The sequence below is a fragment of the Acinetobacter sp. ABJ_C4_1 genome (assembly GCF_044538495.1).
Lineage (GTDB): Bacteria > Pseudomonadota > Gammaproteobacteria > Pseudomonadales > Moraxellaceae > Acinetobacter > Acinetobacter nosocomialis_A.
In genome coordinates this window covers 180,437-196,737 of the sequence record NZ_JBIUCQ010000003.1, presented here as the reverse complement: position 1 = coordinate 196,737, position 16,301 = coordinate 180,437, and the positions used below count along the sequence as shown (strand labels likewise).

Here is a 16,301-nt window from a genome sequence, read left to right as displayed (position 1 = left end):
CTATAAATGCTTTTAATGAGTTGAAGTAGTATATCGAGCTTTCATTTGTTCGATGAGTTGATCTTTTTCAGTCCAGAGTTCATGTACCCATTGTTGAAAACGTTCACGGTACACTGGGTCATCTTCATAGTTACCACCGAGTACCCAAGCTGGTATTTCAATTTTACGAAGATTTACCGCAATTTGTGAAACATCACCTAACCAGAAATCACCATAACCCGGTACACCGTCAGGGTAGACAATGGTCATATCAACTAAAGCATCAATTTTGTCGCCCAAAATATTTAGAGCCAGCGCCAAACCACCTGCTTTAGGTTTCAATAAATGTTTATATGGCGAATTTTGTTGGTCATGTTTTTCCTGAGTAAAACGTGTACCTTCCAAATAGTTTAATAAAGTAAAAGGTTGGCTCAAGAGCTGTTCACACGCTTTACGTGCTTCCATCATATCGCGGTCTTTAAGCTCAGGGTTTTTCGCAATTTGCTCTTTGGTATGACGCTTCATCATTGGGAAGCCTAAAATTTTAAAGGCTTGACCAACGAAAGGAATAAAGATGAGTTCCCACTTGGTAAAAAAGCGGGTAAGGGGCATACGGGTTAAACCGAAATACTGATTTACGGTAGTATCAACCCAGCTTTGATGGTTACAGGTCATTAAGTAACGGCCTTGCATACTTAAATCAAGACCTTCGTCAATCGTAATATCCCATTTTAAATTAGGTAGAACATGGTCAATTAGCCAATTATTGACACTGAGCCAGCTGTTTGTAATTTGAATGTTGGTTTCATCTACTTTGGATGATTTTTTAAATAACTTGGTTAAGCCCAAAGCCAATACAGGTGGTCCATGAAAAAAGGTGCTACCTGTGATGACTGTACCTACAGTGAGTCCACGTGTAATTTTTTTTAGCGCAGATTGCTTATTGGGTGCAGTTGACATATAAATGGCCCCGAATATCCAAAATCCATAGAAAGTTGTTCAACTATAACTATCGTGAAATGAAATACAACGATATCTTAGACAACAATGAAGAAATTGTGATGAGTGCACGTCTTAAAGTGCATCAAAATATTACAAAAAACTAACTAAACTGTTTATTATTAACAAAATATCAATGTTTTATACTTCCTTTTTGTTTCATTATTCACTCAACAACAAAACACTCAAAGTGAGGAGGCATGCAATGCGTGCATTAGTTATTTCAACAGTGGTAGGGGCAGCAGTAGTACTTTCTGGTTGTCAAACAACAGGTAACAACCTTGGTGGCGTTGAATACGATAAAGCCGCATTAGGTACATTAATCGGCGCAGCAGCTGGTTACGGTATTTCTAAATCAAGTGCAAACTCTAGCCGTCAAAACAACCGTGCTGCGGCAATCGGTGCAGTTCTTGGTGCAGCTGGTGGTTTATACCTTGACCAAAAAGAGAAAAAATTACGTCAACAAATGGCTGGTACTGGCGTAGAAGTTGGTCGTAACCCAGATGGTTCTGTTCAATTGATCATGCCTGGTAGCATCACTTTTGATACAAACAAATCAAACATCAAGCCAAACTTCTATGCAACTTTGGACAAAGTAGCGCAAACATTGGCTGAAGATAACAAGAGCGCGATTTTGGTAACTGGTTATACAGATAACACTGGTAATGACTCTATCAACATCCCATTATCTCAATCACGTGCTCAATCAGTTAAAAGCTATTTAGCTGGTAAAGGCGTTCCATCTAGCCGTATCGATGCACAAGGTTATGGTTCTTCTAACCCAATCGCAGACAACTCAACTGCTTCTGGTCGTGAACAAAACCGTCGCGTAGAAATCAGCATTTATGCTAAACAATAAAATTTAGTTTATTGTTTCAAAAACCACCTTCGGGTGGTTTTTTTATGGGTGCAGTACAAGAAATAATCACGACATTCTGCGGCGCATAAATTGCATTATTAGACATCATTTATACATATCCGTAGATTTACTATTGGGATTCTAAAAAAGAGATGACTATAATCATGCTCGAAAAATTAAGAGGTAATACACGATGTCATCTGCCAGTCAACTGAACAACAAGCAAGAAGAAGCCATGAAATATACTCAAGGCCCTTTATTGGTGCTTGCTGGCGCTGGTTCAGGTAAAACATCGGTAATTACGCGTAAAATTGCCTATTTGGTGCAACATTGCCGTATTCCTGCGCATCGTATTACAGCGATGACCTTTACCAATAAAGCTGCACGTGAAATGAAAGAGCGTGTGACCAAGCTTTTATCACGTGAAGAAGCAAAAGGTTTATCCGTTTCGACTTTCCATACTTTTGGTTTAAATCTTTTACGTTTAGAACTTAAAAATTTACCTTTAAAAGCTAATTTTTCGATTTTGGATGCAGATGACTGTAAACGTATTTTGATGGATTTGATGCATCGCGATAATTTGTCGGGTGCAGAGAGTAAAGAGTTAATTGCCAAGGCAATGAAGAAAATTTCGGATTGGAAGAACGATCTGATTTTGCCTGAACAAGCACATTCGACGTGTGAAACTCCTGAAGATGTCCAGTTTGCACACCTTTACCAACTTTATGAACGTAATTTACGTGCCTACAATGCTGTCGATTTTGATGACCTCATTGTTATGCCAACGCGATTATTGCAAGAAAATGCAGAAGTACGTGACAAGTGGCAAAACCGTGTTCGTTATTTATTGGTCGATGAATATCAAGATACCAACACCGCGCAATATATTTTAGTGAAACTGTTGGTTGGTGTAATGGGGCAGTTTACAGCTGTGGGTGATGATGACCAGTCGATTTACGCATGGCGTGGAGCGAAGCCTGAAAACATGGCTTTGCTTAAACAGGATTTCCCAAATTTACATATTATTAAGCTTGAGCAAAATTACCGCTCAACCAGCCGTATTTTGAAAGCTGCAAACTGTGTAATTCAAAATAACCCGCATATTTTTGATAAGAAATTGTGGAGTGATAAAGGTCATGGCGAGGTCATCCGAATTATTACCTGTCGTAATGATGATGATGAAGCAGAACGTGTAGTCAAAGACTTACTGACTCATAAGCTCATGAACGGTAAGAACTGGAAAGATTACGCTGTGTTATACCGTGGAAACTTTCAGGCACGTGTATTAGAAACCCAGCTTCGCCAAATGCAAATCCCGTACAAACTCTCTGGCGGTACATCGTTCTTCGCTCGTGCAGAAATTAAAGACGTGATGAGCTATCTGCGTTTGATTATTAACCCTGAAGATGACAGTGCTTTCTTACGTATTATTAATACCCCTAAACGTGCGATTGGCCCAGTTACTCTTGAGAAGCTAGGTTTATTTGCCCAAGAAAATAATTTGTCTTTACTTGGTGCTTCTTCTGACCAACGCTTAAGCATGGTCCTTCCTAAAAAAGCAGAAACTCAATTGCATGAGTTTGCGGACTTTATCGCGACGTTTACGCGTGAGTTGCTAGAAGATGATGAGCCTGTGCCTAAAGTTCGTCAAATGATGAATGAAGCGGGTTATATCGACTATATCCGTGAACAGTCAGCAACACCTGCTCAAGAGAAAAGTAAACTCGATAATATCGAGAATTTATTTACCAGTATTCAAAATCTGATTAATCGTGCAGAAGATGTTGATGAAAAGAATATTGAAAGTGTTATTCGCAAACTGGTTTTACTTGACCTGTTAGAACAGCAGCAAGAAGAAGAGGACACTGACAAAGTAAATCTACTTACTTTGCATGCAGCAAAAGGTTTGGAGTTCCCATATGTGTACATTATGGGACTTGAAGAAGAGCTTTTACCACATAAAAACTCGATCGCAGCTGAAACCATTGAAGAAGAACGCCGTCTTATGTACGTGGGTATTACCCGTGCACGTCAAGGCTTAACTTTGACTTTGGCAGAACAGCGTAAAAATGGTGGTCAAATGAAACAAATGACCCCAAGCCGTTTCCTTGATGAGCTTCCACAAGACGAACTCGAATGGTTAGGGCGTAAAAAGAAAATTGCAGCAAATGTTGATCCTAAAGAACAGGCTCAACAATATTTGGCAAATTTAAAGGCTTTATTAAAGCGTTAATTTTTTTAATTTTTAGGAAATCCCATGAAAGTTCAAGTTAAATTGCTCGATCCGCGTTTAGGTAAAGAATGGCCTTTACCTTCATATGCAACAGCAGGATCAGCAGGTTTAGATTTACGTGCCTGTTTAGATGAAGCAATTGAAATTGAACCAGGCCAAACTGTATTAGTTAAAACAGGTATGGCAATTTATATTCATGATGTGAATTTTGCTGGTTTAATTTTACCGCGTTCAGGTTTAGGCCATAAACACGGTATTGTTCTTGGTAATTTAGTTGGGTTAATTGACTCGGACTATCAAGGTGAATTGATGGTTTCAGTTTGGAACCGTGGTCAGACGACATTCCGTTTAGAGCCAGGTGAGCGTTTAGCACAATATGTTTTAGTTCCAGTTGTTCAGGCTGAGTTTGAACAAGTAGAGGAATTTGAAGAAACTTTACGCGGTGCGGGCGGCTTTGGTCACACTGGTAAACAATAATTAACTTATAAAAAATAATGAAAAGAAACGCCTGTTTTACAGGTGTTTCTTTTTATACCTTGAATGTTACAATGAATTATATTACAACACGCTTTACTCATACTCTTTTAACTTTTTTAGCAAATACCCTTTTGAATACTCTATGTTTTTGCGATAGATCAGATTGATCTTTAAATAGAAGATACGCTATGAATGTAAGACACTCATTCCCAAAAAATATTTTCCGTGCTTACGATATTAGAGGCAAACTTTCTTATTTAACTACGGACGTCGTCCGTTCAATTGCCTATGGATTGGCACAACAATATAAACAAGCAGAACAAACTCAACTGGTCATTGGTTATGATGCCCGCCTTACCAGTCCCGCTTATGCGCATTTAATCGAAGAGATATTAGTAGAGCAGGGTTTAACTGTTACAAACATTGGTTGCTGCTCGACTCCGATGATGTATTACATTGCACGTGAGTTTGGTGGTAACGGAATTATGGTAACCGCTAGCCATAATCCGAAATCAGATAATGGTATTAAATGGATTTTAAGAGCTGAACCTCCGTCTCCTGAAATGATTCAGCAAGTCGGTGAGTTTGCCCAAACTTATGTTCCAACTCATCCAATTTCATTATTAGAATTATCAACTCCTCAATTTAAATCAGAATTTTGCAAAAAATACCAACAGGCTCTCTTTAACGATATTCAACTCAAACGCCCATTAAAAGTCGTATTAGATGGTTTACATGGTTCGGCAGGGCATTGTGCGAAACTGGTACTTGAAAAAATGGGTTGTGAGGTAATTGCCTTACGTACTACTCCAAATGGCGAGTTCCCTGACCATGCGCCAGACCCTTCACATGCTGCCCATTTAAAAGAATTACGAAAAACGATTATTGAGCAAGCTGCCGATATTGGTATTGCGCTTGATGGTGATGGCGATCGTGTCGTATTACTTGATGAGAAAGCCAACATACTTACAGCTGACCGTTTATTGTCACTATTTGCACAAATGTGTCTGGAACAACAAAGAGATAAAGAAATCGTCTTTGATGTGAAATGCTCGTTGATGGTTCAAAGAACCGTAGAGCGACTCGGTGGTAAACCGAAAATGATTCGTACGGGTAGTAGTTTCCTCCGTTCTTATTTATCTAAGTCCAAAGGGCAAGCCATTTTTGGTGGTGAATATGCTGGCCACTATGTGTTTAATGACGGACGTGGTTTTGGATATGACGATGGTATATATGCTGCACTACGTGTAATGGAATATTTCACCGAGTCTAGTGCGGCAACAGTTTCTGATTTATTTTCTATTTATCCTGAAAGATGCTGTACCGAAGATACCTATATCAGTACTCACCAATCAGACCCTAAGCATGTATTGCAAGATATTGAAATTTTGAGCCATCGTTTAGGCGCTCATATTAGTAAAATTGATGGAGTACGTCTTGATTTTGATGATGGTTTTGGCATTATTCGAGCATCAAATACGGGTGAGTATTTTACCGTAAGATTTGATGCTGATAGTCCTTTGCGTTTAAAGGAAATTCAGCAAAAATTTATTGATATGTTGCAAGAGCGTTACCCGCAAATTGCACAAGAACTTTCTGAGGCCTAATAAGGAGAGGCGCAATGCCACAACATCAGCATCTTGGCGTCGACAAAGCAAAAATCTTGATTGAAGCTTTGCCATATATTCAACGTTTTTCTGGTAAGACGCTGGTGGTGAAATACGGTGGTAATGCAATGACTGATCCGGAATTGGAAAGTTCATTCGCTCGCGATATCGTTTTACTTAAAACTGTGGGTTTAAACCCGGTTGTTGTACATGGTGGCGGCCCACAAGTTGACTCTTTCTTAAAACAATTAGGTCGTGAGTCTGATCGTATTGATGGTATGCGTGTGACCGATCAAGCTACTATGGAAGTGGTTGAAATGGTATTGGGCGGTAGCGTAAACAAATCTATTGTTAATTTAATTAATAAACACGGCGGCCGTGCGATTGGCTTAACAGGTCAAGATGGCAATCTATTACGTGCCCGTAAATTATTAATGGAAAAGCACGAAGAAGACGGTTCTATCAAACATATCGACTTAGGTATGGTGGGTGAAGTGACTGGGGTAAAAACAGACGTATTAGAGATGTTTACTCAAAGTGACTTTATTCCGGTTATTGCACCATTAGGTGTCGATGAAAAAGGTAATACCTACAACATTAATGCTGACTTGGTCGCTGGTAAGGTTGCTGAAGCATTAGGTGCAGAAAAATTAATTCTGCTTACCAATATTACTGGCGTATTAGATGAAAACAAAAATCTTTTAACTGGTTTAACTACACAAGAAGTTGACCGTTTAATCGAGACAGGCGTGATTTACGGCGGAATGATTCCTAAAGTAGGTTGTGCGCTTGATGCTGTAAAAGGCGGTGTTGTGAGTGCACACATTGTAGATGGTCGTGTACCACATGCGACATTACTTGAAATCTTTACAGATCACGGTGTGGGTACACTCATTTCTAACCGTTCAAATGCATCTCACTAAAGTGAGTATTTTGATTAAAAGACCACGCTAAGTGGTCTTTTTTTATGTCATTTAATTTTGGTCATTTTTTTGTCATGAGCTTTGACTAGTGTAAGGGGAGTCACTAGGAGCGTTCATTATGCTGGAAAAATTTAATCAATATCGCCAAACGTGGACTTTACCTCTAAATCGTCATAAGACTACGAATCAAACACAATTTCGCTTTGAATGGGTTGATAATTTAAAAGAATTACAAGATGTACAACGGTTTCGCGCACAACAATTTAGTAAACAATTCGGCATTCATTTTGAAGATAACTTAGATCAAGATATTTACGATTTTAGCTGTGAGCATGCAGTATTACGTGAGAAATGGACGGGAGAGATTGTGGCTTATACACGACTCAAGCTCTTCCAAGGCCATGAAATAGCGCAAAGCTATAGTGCTCATGAGTTTGATATTGTTCCTCACTTATCGCATTTGCCAAATGTATTAGAAATAGGGCGTACCTGTGTACATCCACGTTTTCGTAATGGTAAGGCACTTTCAACGTTATGGCTGAATCTAGCACCTAAAGTGTTGTGGTCAATGCGAGCTAAATACTTGATGGGCTGTGTAAGTATTCACCTGCAAGATAATTTGGCCAGAGCGTACTATACGCACAGCCAGATTCAACAATTACCAGACAGTAAAACCATCGATATTCGTTCTAAAAAGATTTATGAACCAGAATATCCAGAGTTCAGCTTTCCTCAAGATGAACGTATGCCAAAACTGTTCCAAATGTATTTGAGTATGCAATCTAAACTGTCTAAAGATGCCTTTTTTGATGCTGAATTTAACTGTCTCGATTATTTTGTATTTTTGGAAGTAAATAAAATTGCCACTTCCTTTGTAATGAACAAAATGGCTCAACGATAAAGATATCTTATATTTTGTAATAGCGAGCGCATATTGGGATTTACAAGCTATTTTACTCTCATGCACAATAGTATGTATGAGGTAATGAAGCAAAAGTTTAGAACAATATGTGCCAGCTATTAGGAATGAATTGTGCAACACCAACGGATATCACTTTTTCTTTCCGTGGTTTTTCACAGCGCGCAGGAATTACCTCTGACCATAGTGATGGTTTTGGTATAGCCTTTTTTGAAGACAAGGCATGCCGTTTATTTGTAGACAACCAATCTGCGGTTGAATCTCCAATAGCTGATCTTATTCGTAACTATCCCATCAAATCACGTAATGTAATCGCCCATATTCGTAAGGCGACCCAAGGCAAAATCACGCTTGAGAACTCACATCCTTTTATTCGTGAGTTATGGGGACGTCACTGGATTTTTGCCCATAATGGCGATTTACATGATTTTAATCCACCTTTGAGTGGACGTTTTACACCTGTAGGAAATACAGATAGCGAAAGAGCATTTTGTTATTTACTCGATCAACTGGTAGAAGTATTTGGCTATGAAGAGCCAAGCCTTGAACAGATATTTGAAGTATTAGAGAAAATTTCTCCGCAAATTGCAGAATATGGCACATTTAATTTCTGTTTATCTAATGGTAAAGCTTTATTTAGTTATGCCATTACTAAATTACATTGGTTAGTTCGCGAATATCCATTTAATAATGCACATTTAATTGATTTAGATGTCGAAGTTGATTTTAGTCAGGTGACTACTCCTGAAGATCGTGTGGCAGTAATTACTACTGAGCCTTTAACACATAATGAAACTTGGACAGCTTATCAACCCGGTGAAATGATTTTATTTCAACATGGTCAGCCTATAAAAAAATCAATAACACATGTTGAAAGATTAATACGTGAAGAGAAAAACCCTGAACTTAAACGTATTACTCGGGCAGACCAATATTAATTTTTAAGTAAATGAGTGTAAATGCTTAATTAATATATATATTTACTTAATTAATAATAAAGTATTTTGTTTAAAAAATACTTTATTGTTTTAGTCGGTTAATATTAATTAATTTTTTAAAAATCATATACTTAATTCATTATCTATTTTTATTTATATAAAGCCGACGAAATAGGTTTGTTTTTATTTATACCCTTTAAAGATAAGATGCGGCTTATGCAACAGTCATTGAACATCATTGGGGGTGGTGTATGAAAATGAAATGGGCTTCAGAATATAATACGGGTATTGATGTTATTGATGAGCAACACAAACGAATACTTGATTATATTAATGAGATTGATGATGTAAAAGATGATGAGGATAGACGTCGTATTAAGGATGTTTTAGATAATATTATCGATTATACGCAGTCACATTTTACCTTTGAAGAAAGTTTGCAAGAAGAAGCTGATTATAAATATAGAGTACCGCATAAACGTGTACATGACTTGTTTATTAAGAAAATAGAGTTATATCGTGAACGTTTTGAAATGGGACATACAATTGAAGCTGAATTACAAGAGATTTTGGCTAAATGGTTAATTAATCATATTCAACATGATGATGCTGATTATGTGGGGGCAGTAAAAGAAAATATGATGGGGATTATTAGAGAAAAAGAAAAGAAGAAAGGAAAGAACTGGTTCGCCCGTTTTTTCTCATAACTTTAAGTCGAAAAACTCTAATATACAGTTAGCGCGGCAAACTATCGTTTCGGTGGTTTGCTTTTTTTTATGGCGCAAACTTTGATTTTCATGCATGAGACGGGCAAAATATCTAAAGACTTTTTCAAGGAATGCATAATGCAGGACATACCTATGTCACGTTGGTTATCGCCTCTTATGGCGTTTTGCTTATCTTTTGTCATCATGGCCACTTTGGCACCAACCATGGGCATCCAGATTGATCGTCAGCTCGATTTCTGGTTATTGTGGTTTGGCACAATGTTGTTATTGGCATTACCAGTTTGTTATTTGGAAATTGCTTTAGCAAAACGATCTAAAACAACCGCTTTAAATGCGTTATCGAGTTTAACTCGTGAAGCAGATAGCTCGCCTAAATGGCGCGTGGTTGGCTGGCTTGCTGTTGTTTTTATTCCTTTCTTGGCGGGTAATGTGCTGAGCACTGCAAGCAATATATTAGTTGCGCAGTTTGCTCCAAGCATTTCAGGTCAAATCATTTTTGCAGGCCTTGCAGTTGCTGCCTTGGTCTTATCATTTATTCCTCGTCAAATTCTTGTTTTGTTAATGACCTTAGGGGTAATTGCTTCTATTGTGTTAGCAAACATGATGGGTACGACTTTACAGCCTTGGCATTGGACCAATGTAGAGTTTAAAGAGTGGGGTAATGCAACCGTACTTGCGCTTGTAGCGAGTGGTTTAGGTTTAGGACTTTACTGGCAAAATAGTGTCGGCACTGTTCAGGCTCAAGATGGTGCAACTAAAACTGTTCTTCCAATTTGGTTGGCTCAACTCATTGCTGTAATTGCTTTTGGTTTCTTCTCGCTTCAAGCTCAATTACCTGTCCTTACGTGGATATTTACAGGTGTGATGACATCAGCGTTATTTGTGCAATTGGCAAGAGAGCAACTTGCTCAGCGTCAGCTCATGCCTGTTTTACAATGGCTGATTCTTGTTGTTGCGATTGCAGTTTGGGCGGTACCTGAACTTCATCACTTATTTACGCTTGTTCTTATGCTTTGGGGCTTACTCATTAGTTTGATCTATGCAATTTTTGCAGGTTGGATTATGAAAATTAGTCACTTACGTAAATCAATGAATTTCAGCAATGAGCTTTTCTATAATTTATGGCGTATTGCTGTACGTATTGTATTACCACTTTCAATTATTGTGGCAATGATTGCTGTAATTGGGCAAAGTATCTAATGGAACGCATTCAACAAGTTTGGGTGGCATTTGCGGCGCCAGAGCAACAGTTTCTAATCTCTGTTCCATTTGAACAGGGAATGACTGCTTCACAGGCAGTTCAAGTCAGTGGTTTATCAAGTCAAGTTGATTTGCCTGAACCACTTCAGCTTGGTGTTTTTGGTGTAAAAGTAGAAGCTGATGCAGTACTACATGCGGGTGATCGAGTTGAGGTTTATAGACCTTTAACGATTAATCCAAAAGACATTCGCCGGAAACGTGCCGCGAAGAATCCTGTAGGCAGATACATTAAAGGCAATCGCTTTAAGCAATCAGCTCAATAAGCAAAACCCCTCAAGTTTTTTCACTTGAGGGGTTTCTTTTTATTAGAAAAAACGATTATAGTGGTGGGGCAGTTAAGATCGCTTCTTTAGAAGCAGGTAAACCTGGTTGCGATTCTGGAATAGTTTCTAAACCTTCAATTTTAGTTACAGTTCCAGTTCCATCAAAGTAAATTTTTAAATGCTGACCATGTGCTGCGGGGATTTTCGCTTTTTTAGCATATGTTCCCGGGATATAGTTGTAGATATAGTCCCAACGTTGTGGATTGAGGGGATCAGTCACTGTTGGGCTACCAAGCAAAAAGCGCACTTGCTGGAAATTCATGCCGACTTGTACTTGAGAGGCTTGAGCTTTAGTCAATGGAGTCCCTTGAGGAATATCAACCTTATATACACCAAAGATTGAACAACCAGCTAGGAGTGAAGTGACGAATAACGTCAGCACGAGTTTTTGCATTTTGCTACACTATCCCAATAAATTATGATGCATTTGATCAAAGGATAGATCATACTTCATATAAATTCTATTGCCTATTCCAACTTGAGATTTGTTGAGAGACCTTTTTTCATGCCTATTTCCAATCAAGATTTGCGCAAAGCTGGACTTAAAGTTACCCTTCCACGAATTAAGATTTTGGAATTATTAGAAAATTCAAAACAGCATCATCTTAGCGCTGAAGATATTTACAAGACTTTGTTAGAGCAAGGGGAAGATGTCGGACTTGCGACAGTTTACCGTGTGTTAACACAATTTGAAGCTGCGGGCATTATTCAACGTCATCATTTTGAAAATAACCATTCTGTTTTCGAAATTATGCAAGAAGATCACCATGATCACTTGGTTTGCCAAAACTGTAACAAAGTTATTGAATTTACTAATGATGTTATCGAGAAAGAACAGCATTCTGTAGCAGAACAACATGGGTTCACCTTAACAGGTCACTCATTAAATCTCTATGGTTACTGTAATGAACCTGAATGTCAGGATGCACTGCGCAAGAAATAATCGTTTTCACATAAAGAAAACAAATAAAAAAGGAAGGTTACGTTTAACCTTCCTTTTTTTATGAAGAAATTACTGACGGTCAAAAGTTAAATGCTGTTTTTCGTCTGTAATTTGATCAGGGCCTTCATTTGCAAGCTTAATCGTTAAACGTAAATCGTTTGGTGAGTCGGCATGCTTAAGGGCATCTTTATAAGTAATTTGGCCTGCTTTATATAAATCAAATAAAGCTTGGTCAAAGGTCTGCATACCAAGTTCACGTGAGCGTTTCATTAAATCTTTAATTTCATGAATTTCGCCTTTACGGATATAGTCTGAAATTAATGGTGAGTTAATTAAAATCTCAATCGCTGCACGACGTGAATTACCATCCGGCGTTGGAATAAGCTGCTGAGCAATCATGGCTTTTAAGTTAAGCGACAAGTCCATGTAGAGCTGGCTATGTCGGTCACTTTCGAAGAAGTGGATAATACGGTCGAGCGCTTGGTTGGCATTGTTGGCGTGCATGGTAGCTAATACAAGGTGACCTGTTTCAGCAAAGCCAATTGCGTAGTCCATCACTTCACGAGAACGGATCTCTCCAATTAAGATGACATCGGGTGCTTGTCGTAACGTGTTTTTTAAAGCAATTTCGAATGAGTCAGTATCAATACCGACTTCACGTTGAGTAATAATGCAGCCTGCATGTTCGTGAATAAACTCAATCGGGTCTTCAATGGTAATGATATGGCCTTTAGAGTTATGGTTACGATGGCTGATCATTGAAGCCAATGAAGTCGATTTACCTGTACCTGTTGCACCTACGAAAATAATAATGCCACGTTTGGTCATCGATAAATCTTTAAGTACAGTGGGTAACTGTAAGTCATCAATTGAAGGAATTTTAGTTTCAATTCGACGTAGAACCATGCCAGGCATATCGCGTTGCTGAAAAGCACTCACACGAAATCGCGCCGTTTTATCGCGGTTCATAATGGCAAAGTTACATTCACGAGTGTCTGCGAATTCTTTACGCTGTTTGTCACTCATGATGGAATGTAAGAGTTGACCAATTACTTCGCCTGAAAGACTATTTTTTGAAATTGGAACAATTTGCCCGTTAATCTTCATCGATGGTGCAACGCCATCTGTAATAAAAAGATCCGATGATTTTTTCTCAACCATCAGGTTGAGCAAGTCATTAAAATCCATAATTGTATTCTCGCTATTTTGTTATTTTTATAGGAATGATTCAGGCTGTTTCGCCGCTGTACGAGCCGTTTGCGGGCTAATTACACCACGAGACACCAAGTTTTTTAAGCTTTGGTCGAGGGTCGTCATACCATGGTTGGCACCTGTCTGAATAGCTGAATACATTTGTGCGACTTTGTTTTCACGAATTAAGTTACGAATGGCAGGAATACCAATCATGATTTCATGTGCTGCCACACGACCACCGCCATTCTTTTTAAGCAGGGTCTGCGAAATAACGGCTTGTAAAGATTCAGACAACATGGCACGAACCATGTCTTTTTCTTCGGCCGGGAATACGTCAATTACACGGTCAATGGTTTTTGCAGCTGACGTGGTGTGAAGCGTACCAAATACCAAGTGACCTGTTTCGGCAGCAGTAAGTGCTAAACGGATAGTTTCAAGGTCACGCATCTCGCCGACTAAAATAATATCGGGGTCTTCACGCAGTGCCGAACGAAGTGCTTCGTTAAAGCCATGTGTATCACGATGTACTTCACGCTGGTTAATCAGGCATTTCTTGGACTGATGTACAAATTCGATTGGGTCTTCAACCGTTAAAATATGGTCATAACGGTTTTCATTAATATAGTCCATCATTGCCGCAAGCGTGGTTGATTTACCCGAACCTGTTGGCCCTGTCACCAGTACAATCCCGCGAGGATAGTCGCAAATATCTTTAAAGATTTGACCTAAGCCTAAATCTTCCATGGTGAGTACTTTAGACGGAATGGTACGAAATACTGCGCCAGCACCACGGTTTTGGTTAAATGCATTCACACGGAAACGTGCAACATTAGGTACTTCAAAAGAAAAGTCAGTTTCAAGTTTTTCTTCATAGTCACGGCGCTGTTTATCGTTCATGATGTCATAAACAAGACGGTGGACATCTTTATGTTCTAAGGCTGGTAAGTTAATACGACGAACTTCACCATCGACACGAATCATTGGTGGCATGCCAGCAGATAAGTGTAAATCGGACGCGCCATTTTTCACAGAGAAGGCGAGTAGCTCTGTAATATCCATAATTTCCCCAAGTAAATCAAAATATGTCATTATTTTGTAGAATAATATACGGCTTTCACCGAGGCTTACCAACACTTCGCTTTAGGTGAAAAGCAAAAAAGTTTTTTGAAAATGAGAACCTTGTCAATGAATTACCTGCAAGATGCGCGACAGCACGTATTACAGCAAATCAGAACTGCTTGTGAACATGCTCAGCGTGCGCCTGAAACTGTGCAACTTTTAGCCGTATCAAAAACACATCCAAGTGAAAGATTGCGTGAAATGTATGCAGCAGGGCAAAGGGCATTCGGCGAAAATTATTTACAAGAAGCTTTAGATAAAATTGAAGCTCTGCATGATTTAGACATTGAATGGCATTTTATTGGGCATGTTCAACGCAACAAAACTAAGCATTTGGCTGAAAAGTTTGATTGGGTACATGGTATAGATCGTTTGATTATTGCAGAGCGATTGTCTAACCAGCGTGGTGATGACCAAGCTGCACTTAATATTTGTTTGCAAGTGAATATTGATGGGCAAGACAGCAAAGATGGTTGCGCACCAGAAGAAGTTGCTGAATTGGTTGCTCAAATTAGTCAACTGCCGAAAATTAAACTACGTGGCTTAATGGTCATTCCGGCACCAGACAATACCGCTGCTTTCGCAGATGCCAAAAAGTTATTTGATGAGATGAAAGGGCAACATGCTCATGCGCAGGACTGGGATACATTAAGCATGGGAATGTCGGGCGATTTAGATGCCGCAATTGCCGCAGGTTCAACCATGGTCCGTGTAGGTACAGCTTTGTTTGGTAAGCGTGACCCGATTGAGAAAAAATAACTTTTAAGGGTTAGTTAAATATTTTGTGGTGGAACTGTAATCAGTTAATTTAAATTTAATTTTCCTCATTTATAAACCAGATATTTTAATATTTGAGTGTGTAATGTATGGATTTGTTGCATGTTTTCATTCTGGCAATCATTCAGGGCTTTGCTGAATTATTGCCAGTTTCTAGTTCCGCACACGTTATTTTAGCTGAAAAGTTAATGGGGTATGATCCATCTGCACCTGACATGACATTCTTACTTGTAATGTTGCATACAGGTACGATGTTTGCAGTGATCGTTTACTTTTGGAAATCTTGGCGTAAGACCTATTTTTCTTCTTGGGAAAGTTTTAAAAAACAAGCCTTCTATATTATTTTGGCAACCCTAATTACTGGTGTACTTGGTTTAGCGCTCCAATCTATTATTAAACATGTATTCTTCGGCGGCGCGAGCAGTTTCGAAATTGAGCATTTGTTTAGTAACTCAAAACTCATGGCAGCTGCACTAATTTCGGCAGGTGTTCTGATTATTTTATCTTCGCGTTTAGATCGTGGTCAGCAGGGTGAAATCAGTTTGCGTAGTGCTTCTATTATTGGGGCAGTGCAGGCGTTATGTTTACCTTTCCGTGGTTTTTCACGTTCAGGTGCAACCATATCTACAGGTTTATTTTTAGGTGTATCTCGTCAAAAGGCTGAAGAGTTCAGTTTTGCGTTGGCTGTGGTATTAACACCAGCAGTGATTTTAAAAGAATTATATCGTTTAGTTCACGCTCAAGGCTTACAAACAGTTGCTCATGGGCAAGTGTTTCATTCGATAGTTCCAAGCTTGTTGGGTATGTGCTTTAGCTTTGGTGCTGGTCTTTTGGCATTGAAATGGTTGTCTTCATGGTTAGAACATGGCCGCTGGCATTTATTTGGTCTGTACTGTATTGGTTTCGCAATTGTCGTACTCTGTGTGAATTAATTTTTTGATGTTTTAAAAATAAAAATTATTGCAATACCATACAAGAAAGGGGTGTAAATGATACGCCCCTTTGTTATATAAGATTCAATCA

At 38.8% G+C, this 16,301-nt stretch carries 17 protein-coding genes; 13 read left to right on the top strand and 4 right to left on the bottom strand.

The features are described 5' to 3' along the window. Window positions 1-12: 12 nt before the first annotated feature. Entirely contained in the window at window positions 13-939 is a 927-nt protein-coding gene (locus ACIF8R_RS06165; RefSeq protein WP_002051994.1) for an acyltransferase, read from the bottom strand. Between the two features lie 244 nt (window positions 940-1,183). On the opposite strand from ACIF8R_RS06165, the gene ACIF8R_RS06160 reads away from it, so the two are divergent. The 10 genes from ACIF8R_RS06160 (at window position 1,184) to ACIF8R_RS06115 (ending at window position 11,185) form a co-directional block, all read left to right on the top strand. Then, complete coding sequence (locus ACIF8R_RS06160; RefSeq protein WP_263613087.1) at window positions 1,184-1,837, top strand: OmpA family protein; 654 nt, start codon at window positions 1,184-1,186, stop codon at window positions 1,835-1,837. A 193-nt stretch (window positions 1,838-2,030) separates the two neighbouring features. Further along, window positions 2,031-4,070 (top strand): DNA helicase Rep, encoded by a 2,040-nt coding sequence (gene rep / locus ACIF8R_RS06155; protein WP_263613088.1) that lies wholly within the window; start codon window positions 2,031-2,033, stop codon window positions 4,068-4,070. A 24-nt stretch (window positions 4,071-4,094) separates the two neighbouring features. Then, window positions 4,095-4,547, top strand: coding sequence for a dUTP diphosphatase (gene dut / locus ACIF8R_RS06150; protein ID WP_000868152.1), 453 nt, complete (start codon window positions 4,095-4,097; stop codon window positions 4,545-4,547). A 188-nt stretch (window positions 4,548-4,735) separates the two neighbouring features. After that, window positions 4,736-6,154: a phosphomannomutase/phosphoglucomutase gene (locus ACIF8R_RS06145; protein ID WP_396479738.1), complete on the top strand. Its 1,419-nt coding sequence runs from the start codon at window positions 4,736-4,738 to the stop codon at window positions 6,152-6,154. 14 nt (window positions 6,155-6,168) lie between these two features. After that, window positions 6,169-7,077 carry an acetylglutamate kinase gene (gene argB, locus ACIF8R_RS06140; RefSeq protein WP_263613091.1) on the top strand — a complete coding sequence of 303 codons (909 nt, stop codon included), beginning with the start codon at window positions 6,169-6,171 and terminating at the stop codon, window positions 7,075-7,077. Window positions 7,078-7,195: 118 nt separating this feature from the next. Next, window positions 7,196-7,978, top strand: coding sequence for a GNAT family N-acetyltransferase (locus tag ACIF8R_RS06135; RefSeq protein ID WP_396479736.1), 783 nt, complete (start codon window positions 7,196-7,198; stop codon window positions 7,976-7,978). A 107-nt stretch (window positions 7,979-8,085) separates the two neighbouring features. After that, the gene (locus ACIF8R_RS06130) at window positions 8,086-8,934 is read left to right on the top strand and encodes a class II glutamine amidotransferase (RefSeq protein ID WP_032047991.1); all 849 of its coding nucleotides are present in this window, start codon (window positions 8,086-8,088) and stop codon (window positions 8,932-8,934) included. Window positions 8,935-9,185: 251 nt separating this feature from the next. After that, on the top strand, window positions 9,186-9,641 hold the full coding sequence (locus tag ACIF8R_RS06125; protein ID WP_000782976.1) for a bacteriohemerythrin: 456 nt from the start codon (window positions 9,186-9,188) through the stop codon (window positions 9,639-9,641). Between the two features lie 153 nt (window positions 9,642-9,794). Further along, a complete protein-coding gene (locus tag ACIF8R_RS06120) occupies window positions 9,795-10,862 on the top strand; it encodes a hypothetical protein (protein WP_396479734.1) in 1,068 nt (355 codons plus the stop codon). Continuing rightward, entirely contained in the window at window positions 10,862-11,185 is a 324-nt protein-coding gene (locus tag ACIF8R_RS06115; protein ID WP_311072223.1) for an RnfH family protein, read from the top strand. Before ACIF8R_RS06120 ends, ACIF8R_RS06115 begins: the two co-directional genes overlap by 1 nt. A gap of 55 nt (window positions 11,186-11,240) precedes the next feature. Here ACIF8R_RS06115 and ACIF8R_RS06110 read toward each other — a convergent pair whose 3' ends face one another. After that, window positions 11,241-11,639 (bottom strand): outer membrane protein assembly factor BamE, encoded by a 399-nt coding sequence (locus tag ACIF8R_RS06110; protein ID WP_001170994.1) that lies wholly within the window; start codon window positions 11,637-11,639, stop codon window positions 11,241-11,243. A 111-nt stretch (window positions 11,640-11,750) separates the two neighbouring features. Between ACIF8R_RS06110 and fur the strand changes: the two genes are divergently transcribed. Further along, a complete protein-coding gene (fur, locus tag ACIF8R_RS06105; RefSeq protein ID WP_002052029.1) occupies window positions 11,751-12,188 on the top strand; it encodes a ferric iron uptake transcriptional regulator in 438 nt (145 codons plus the stop codon). Between the two features lie 69 nt (window positions 12,189-12,257). On the opposite strand, the gene ACIF8R_RS06100 is transcribed toward fur, so the two are convergent. Then, window positions 12,258-13,376 (bottom strand): PilT/PilU family type 4a pilus ATPase, encoded by a 1,119-nt coding sequence (locus tag ACIF8R_RS06100; RefSeq protein WP_107972266.1) that lies wholly within the window; start codon window positions 13,374-13,376, stop codon window positions 12,258-12,260. Window positions 13,377-13,403: 27 nt separating this feature from the next. Further along, window positions 13,404-14,441 (bottom strand): type IV pilus twitching motility protein PilT, encoded by a 1,038-nt coding sequence (locus ACIF8R_RS06095; RefSeq protein ID WP_107972265.1) that lies wholly within the window; start codon window positions 14,439-14,441, stop codon window positions 13,404-13,406. A 126-nt stretch (window positions 14,442-14,567) separates the two neighbouring features. Between ACIF8R_RS06095 and ACIF8R_RS06090 the strand changes: the two genes are divergently transcribed. Then, on the top strand, window positions 14,568-15,260 hold the full coding sequence (locus tag ACIF8R_RS06090; RefSeq protein WP_396479731.1) for a YggS family pyridoxal phosphate-dependent enzyme: 693 nt from the start codon (window positions 14,568-14,570) through the stop codon (window positions 15,258-15,260). Between the two features lie 107 nt (window positions 15,261-15,367). Then, window positions 15,368-16,210: an undecaprenyl-diphosphate phosphatase gene (locus tag ACIF8R_RS06085; protein ID WP_114271866.1), complete on the top strand. Its 843-nt coding sequence runs from the start codon at window positions 15,368-15,370 to the stop codon at window positions 16,208-16,210. Window positions 16,211-16,301 lie beyond the last annotated feature (91 nt).

Excerpts from the sequence above, each read along its gene's own strand:
- ACIF8R_RS06110 (WP_001170994.1), bottom strand. The coding sequence starts at position 11,639 with ATGCAAAAACTCGTGCTGACGTTATTCGTCACTTCACTCCTAGCTGGT.
- dut (WP_000868152.1), top strand. The coding sequence starts at position 4,095 with ATGAAAGTTCAAGTTAAATTGCTCGATCCGCGTTTAGGTAAAGAATGG.
- ACIF8R_RS06095 (WP_107972265.1), bottom strand. The coding sequence starts at position 14,441 with ATGGATATTACAGAGCTACTCGCCTTCTCTGTGAAAAATGGCGCGTCC.
- ACIF8R_RS06130 (WP_032047991.1), top strand. The coding sequence starts at position 8,086 with ATGTGCCAGCTATTAGGAATGAATTGTGCAACACCAACGGATATCACT.
- ACIF8R_RS06090 (WP_396479731.1), top strand. The coding sequence starts at position 14,568 with ATGAATTACCTGCAAGATGCGCGACAGCACGTATTACAGCAAATCAGA.
- ACIF8R_RS06160 (WP_263613087.1), top strand. The coding sequence starts at position 1,184 with ATGCGTGCATTAGTTATTTCAACAGTGGTAGGGGCAGCAGTAGTACTT.
- argB (WP_263613091.1), top strand. The coding sequence starts at position 6,169 with ATGCCACAACATCAGCATCTTGGCGTCGACAAAGCAAAAATCTTGATT.
- ACIF8R_RS06125 (WP_000782976.1), top strand. The coding sequence starts at position 9,186 with ATGAAAATGAAATGGGCTTCAGAATATAATACGGGTATTGATGTTATT.
- rep (WP_263613088.1), top strand. The coding sequence starts at position 2,031 with ATGTCATCTGCCAGTCAACTGAACAACAAGCAAGAAGAAGCCATGAAA.
- ACIF8R_RS06120 (WP_396479734.1), top strand. The coding sequence starts at position 9,795 with ATGTCACGTTGGTTATCGCCTCTTATGGCGTTTTGCTTATCTTTTGTC.
- fur (WP_002052029.1), top strand. The coding sequence starts at position 11,751 with ATGCCTATTTCCAATCAAGATTTGCGCAAAGCTGGACTTAAAGTTACC.
- ACIF8R_RS06100 (WP_107972266.1), bottom strand. The coding sequence starts at position 13,376 with ATGGATTTTAATGACTTGCTCAACCTGATGGTTGAGAAAAAATCATCG.
- ACIF8R_RS06115 (WP_311072223.1), top strand. The coding sequence starts at position 10,862 with ATGGAACGCATTCAACAAGTTTGGGTGGCATTTGCGGCGCCAGAGCAA.
- ACIF8R_RS06165 (WP_002051994.1), bottom strand. The coding sequence starts at position 939 with ATGTCAACTGCACCCAATAAGCAATCTGCGCTAAAAAAAATTACACGT.
- ACIF8R_RS06085 (WP_114271866.1), top strand. The coding sequence starts at position 15,368 with ATGGATTTGTTGCATGTTTTCATTCTGGCAATCATTCAGGGCTTTGCT.
- ACIF8R_RS06145 (WP_396479738.1), top strand. The coding sequence starts at position 4,736 with ATGAATGTAAGACACTCATTCCCAAAAAATATTTTCCGTGCTTACGAT.
- ACIF8R_RS06135 (WP_396479736.1), top strand. The coding sequence starts at position 7,196 with ATGCTGGAAAAATTTAATCAATATCGCCAAACGTGGACTTTACCTCTA.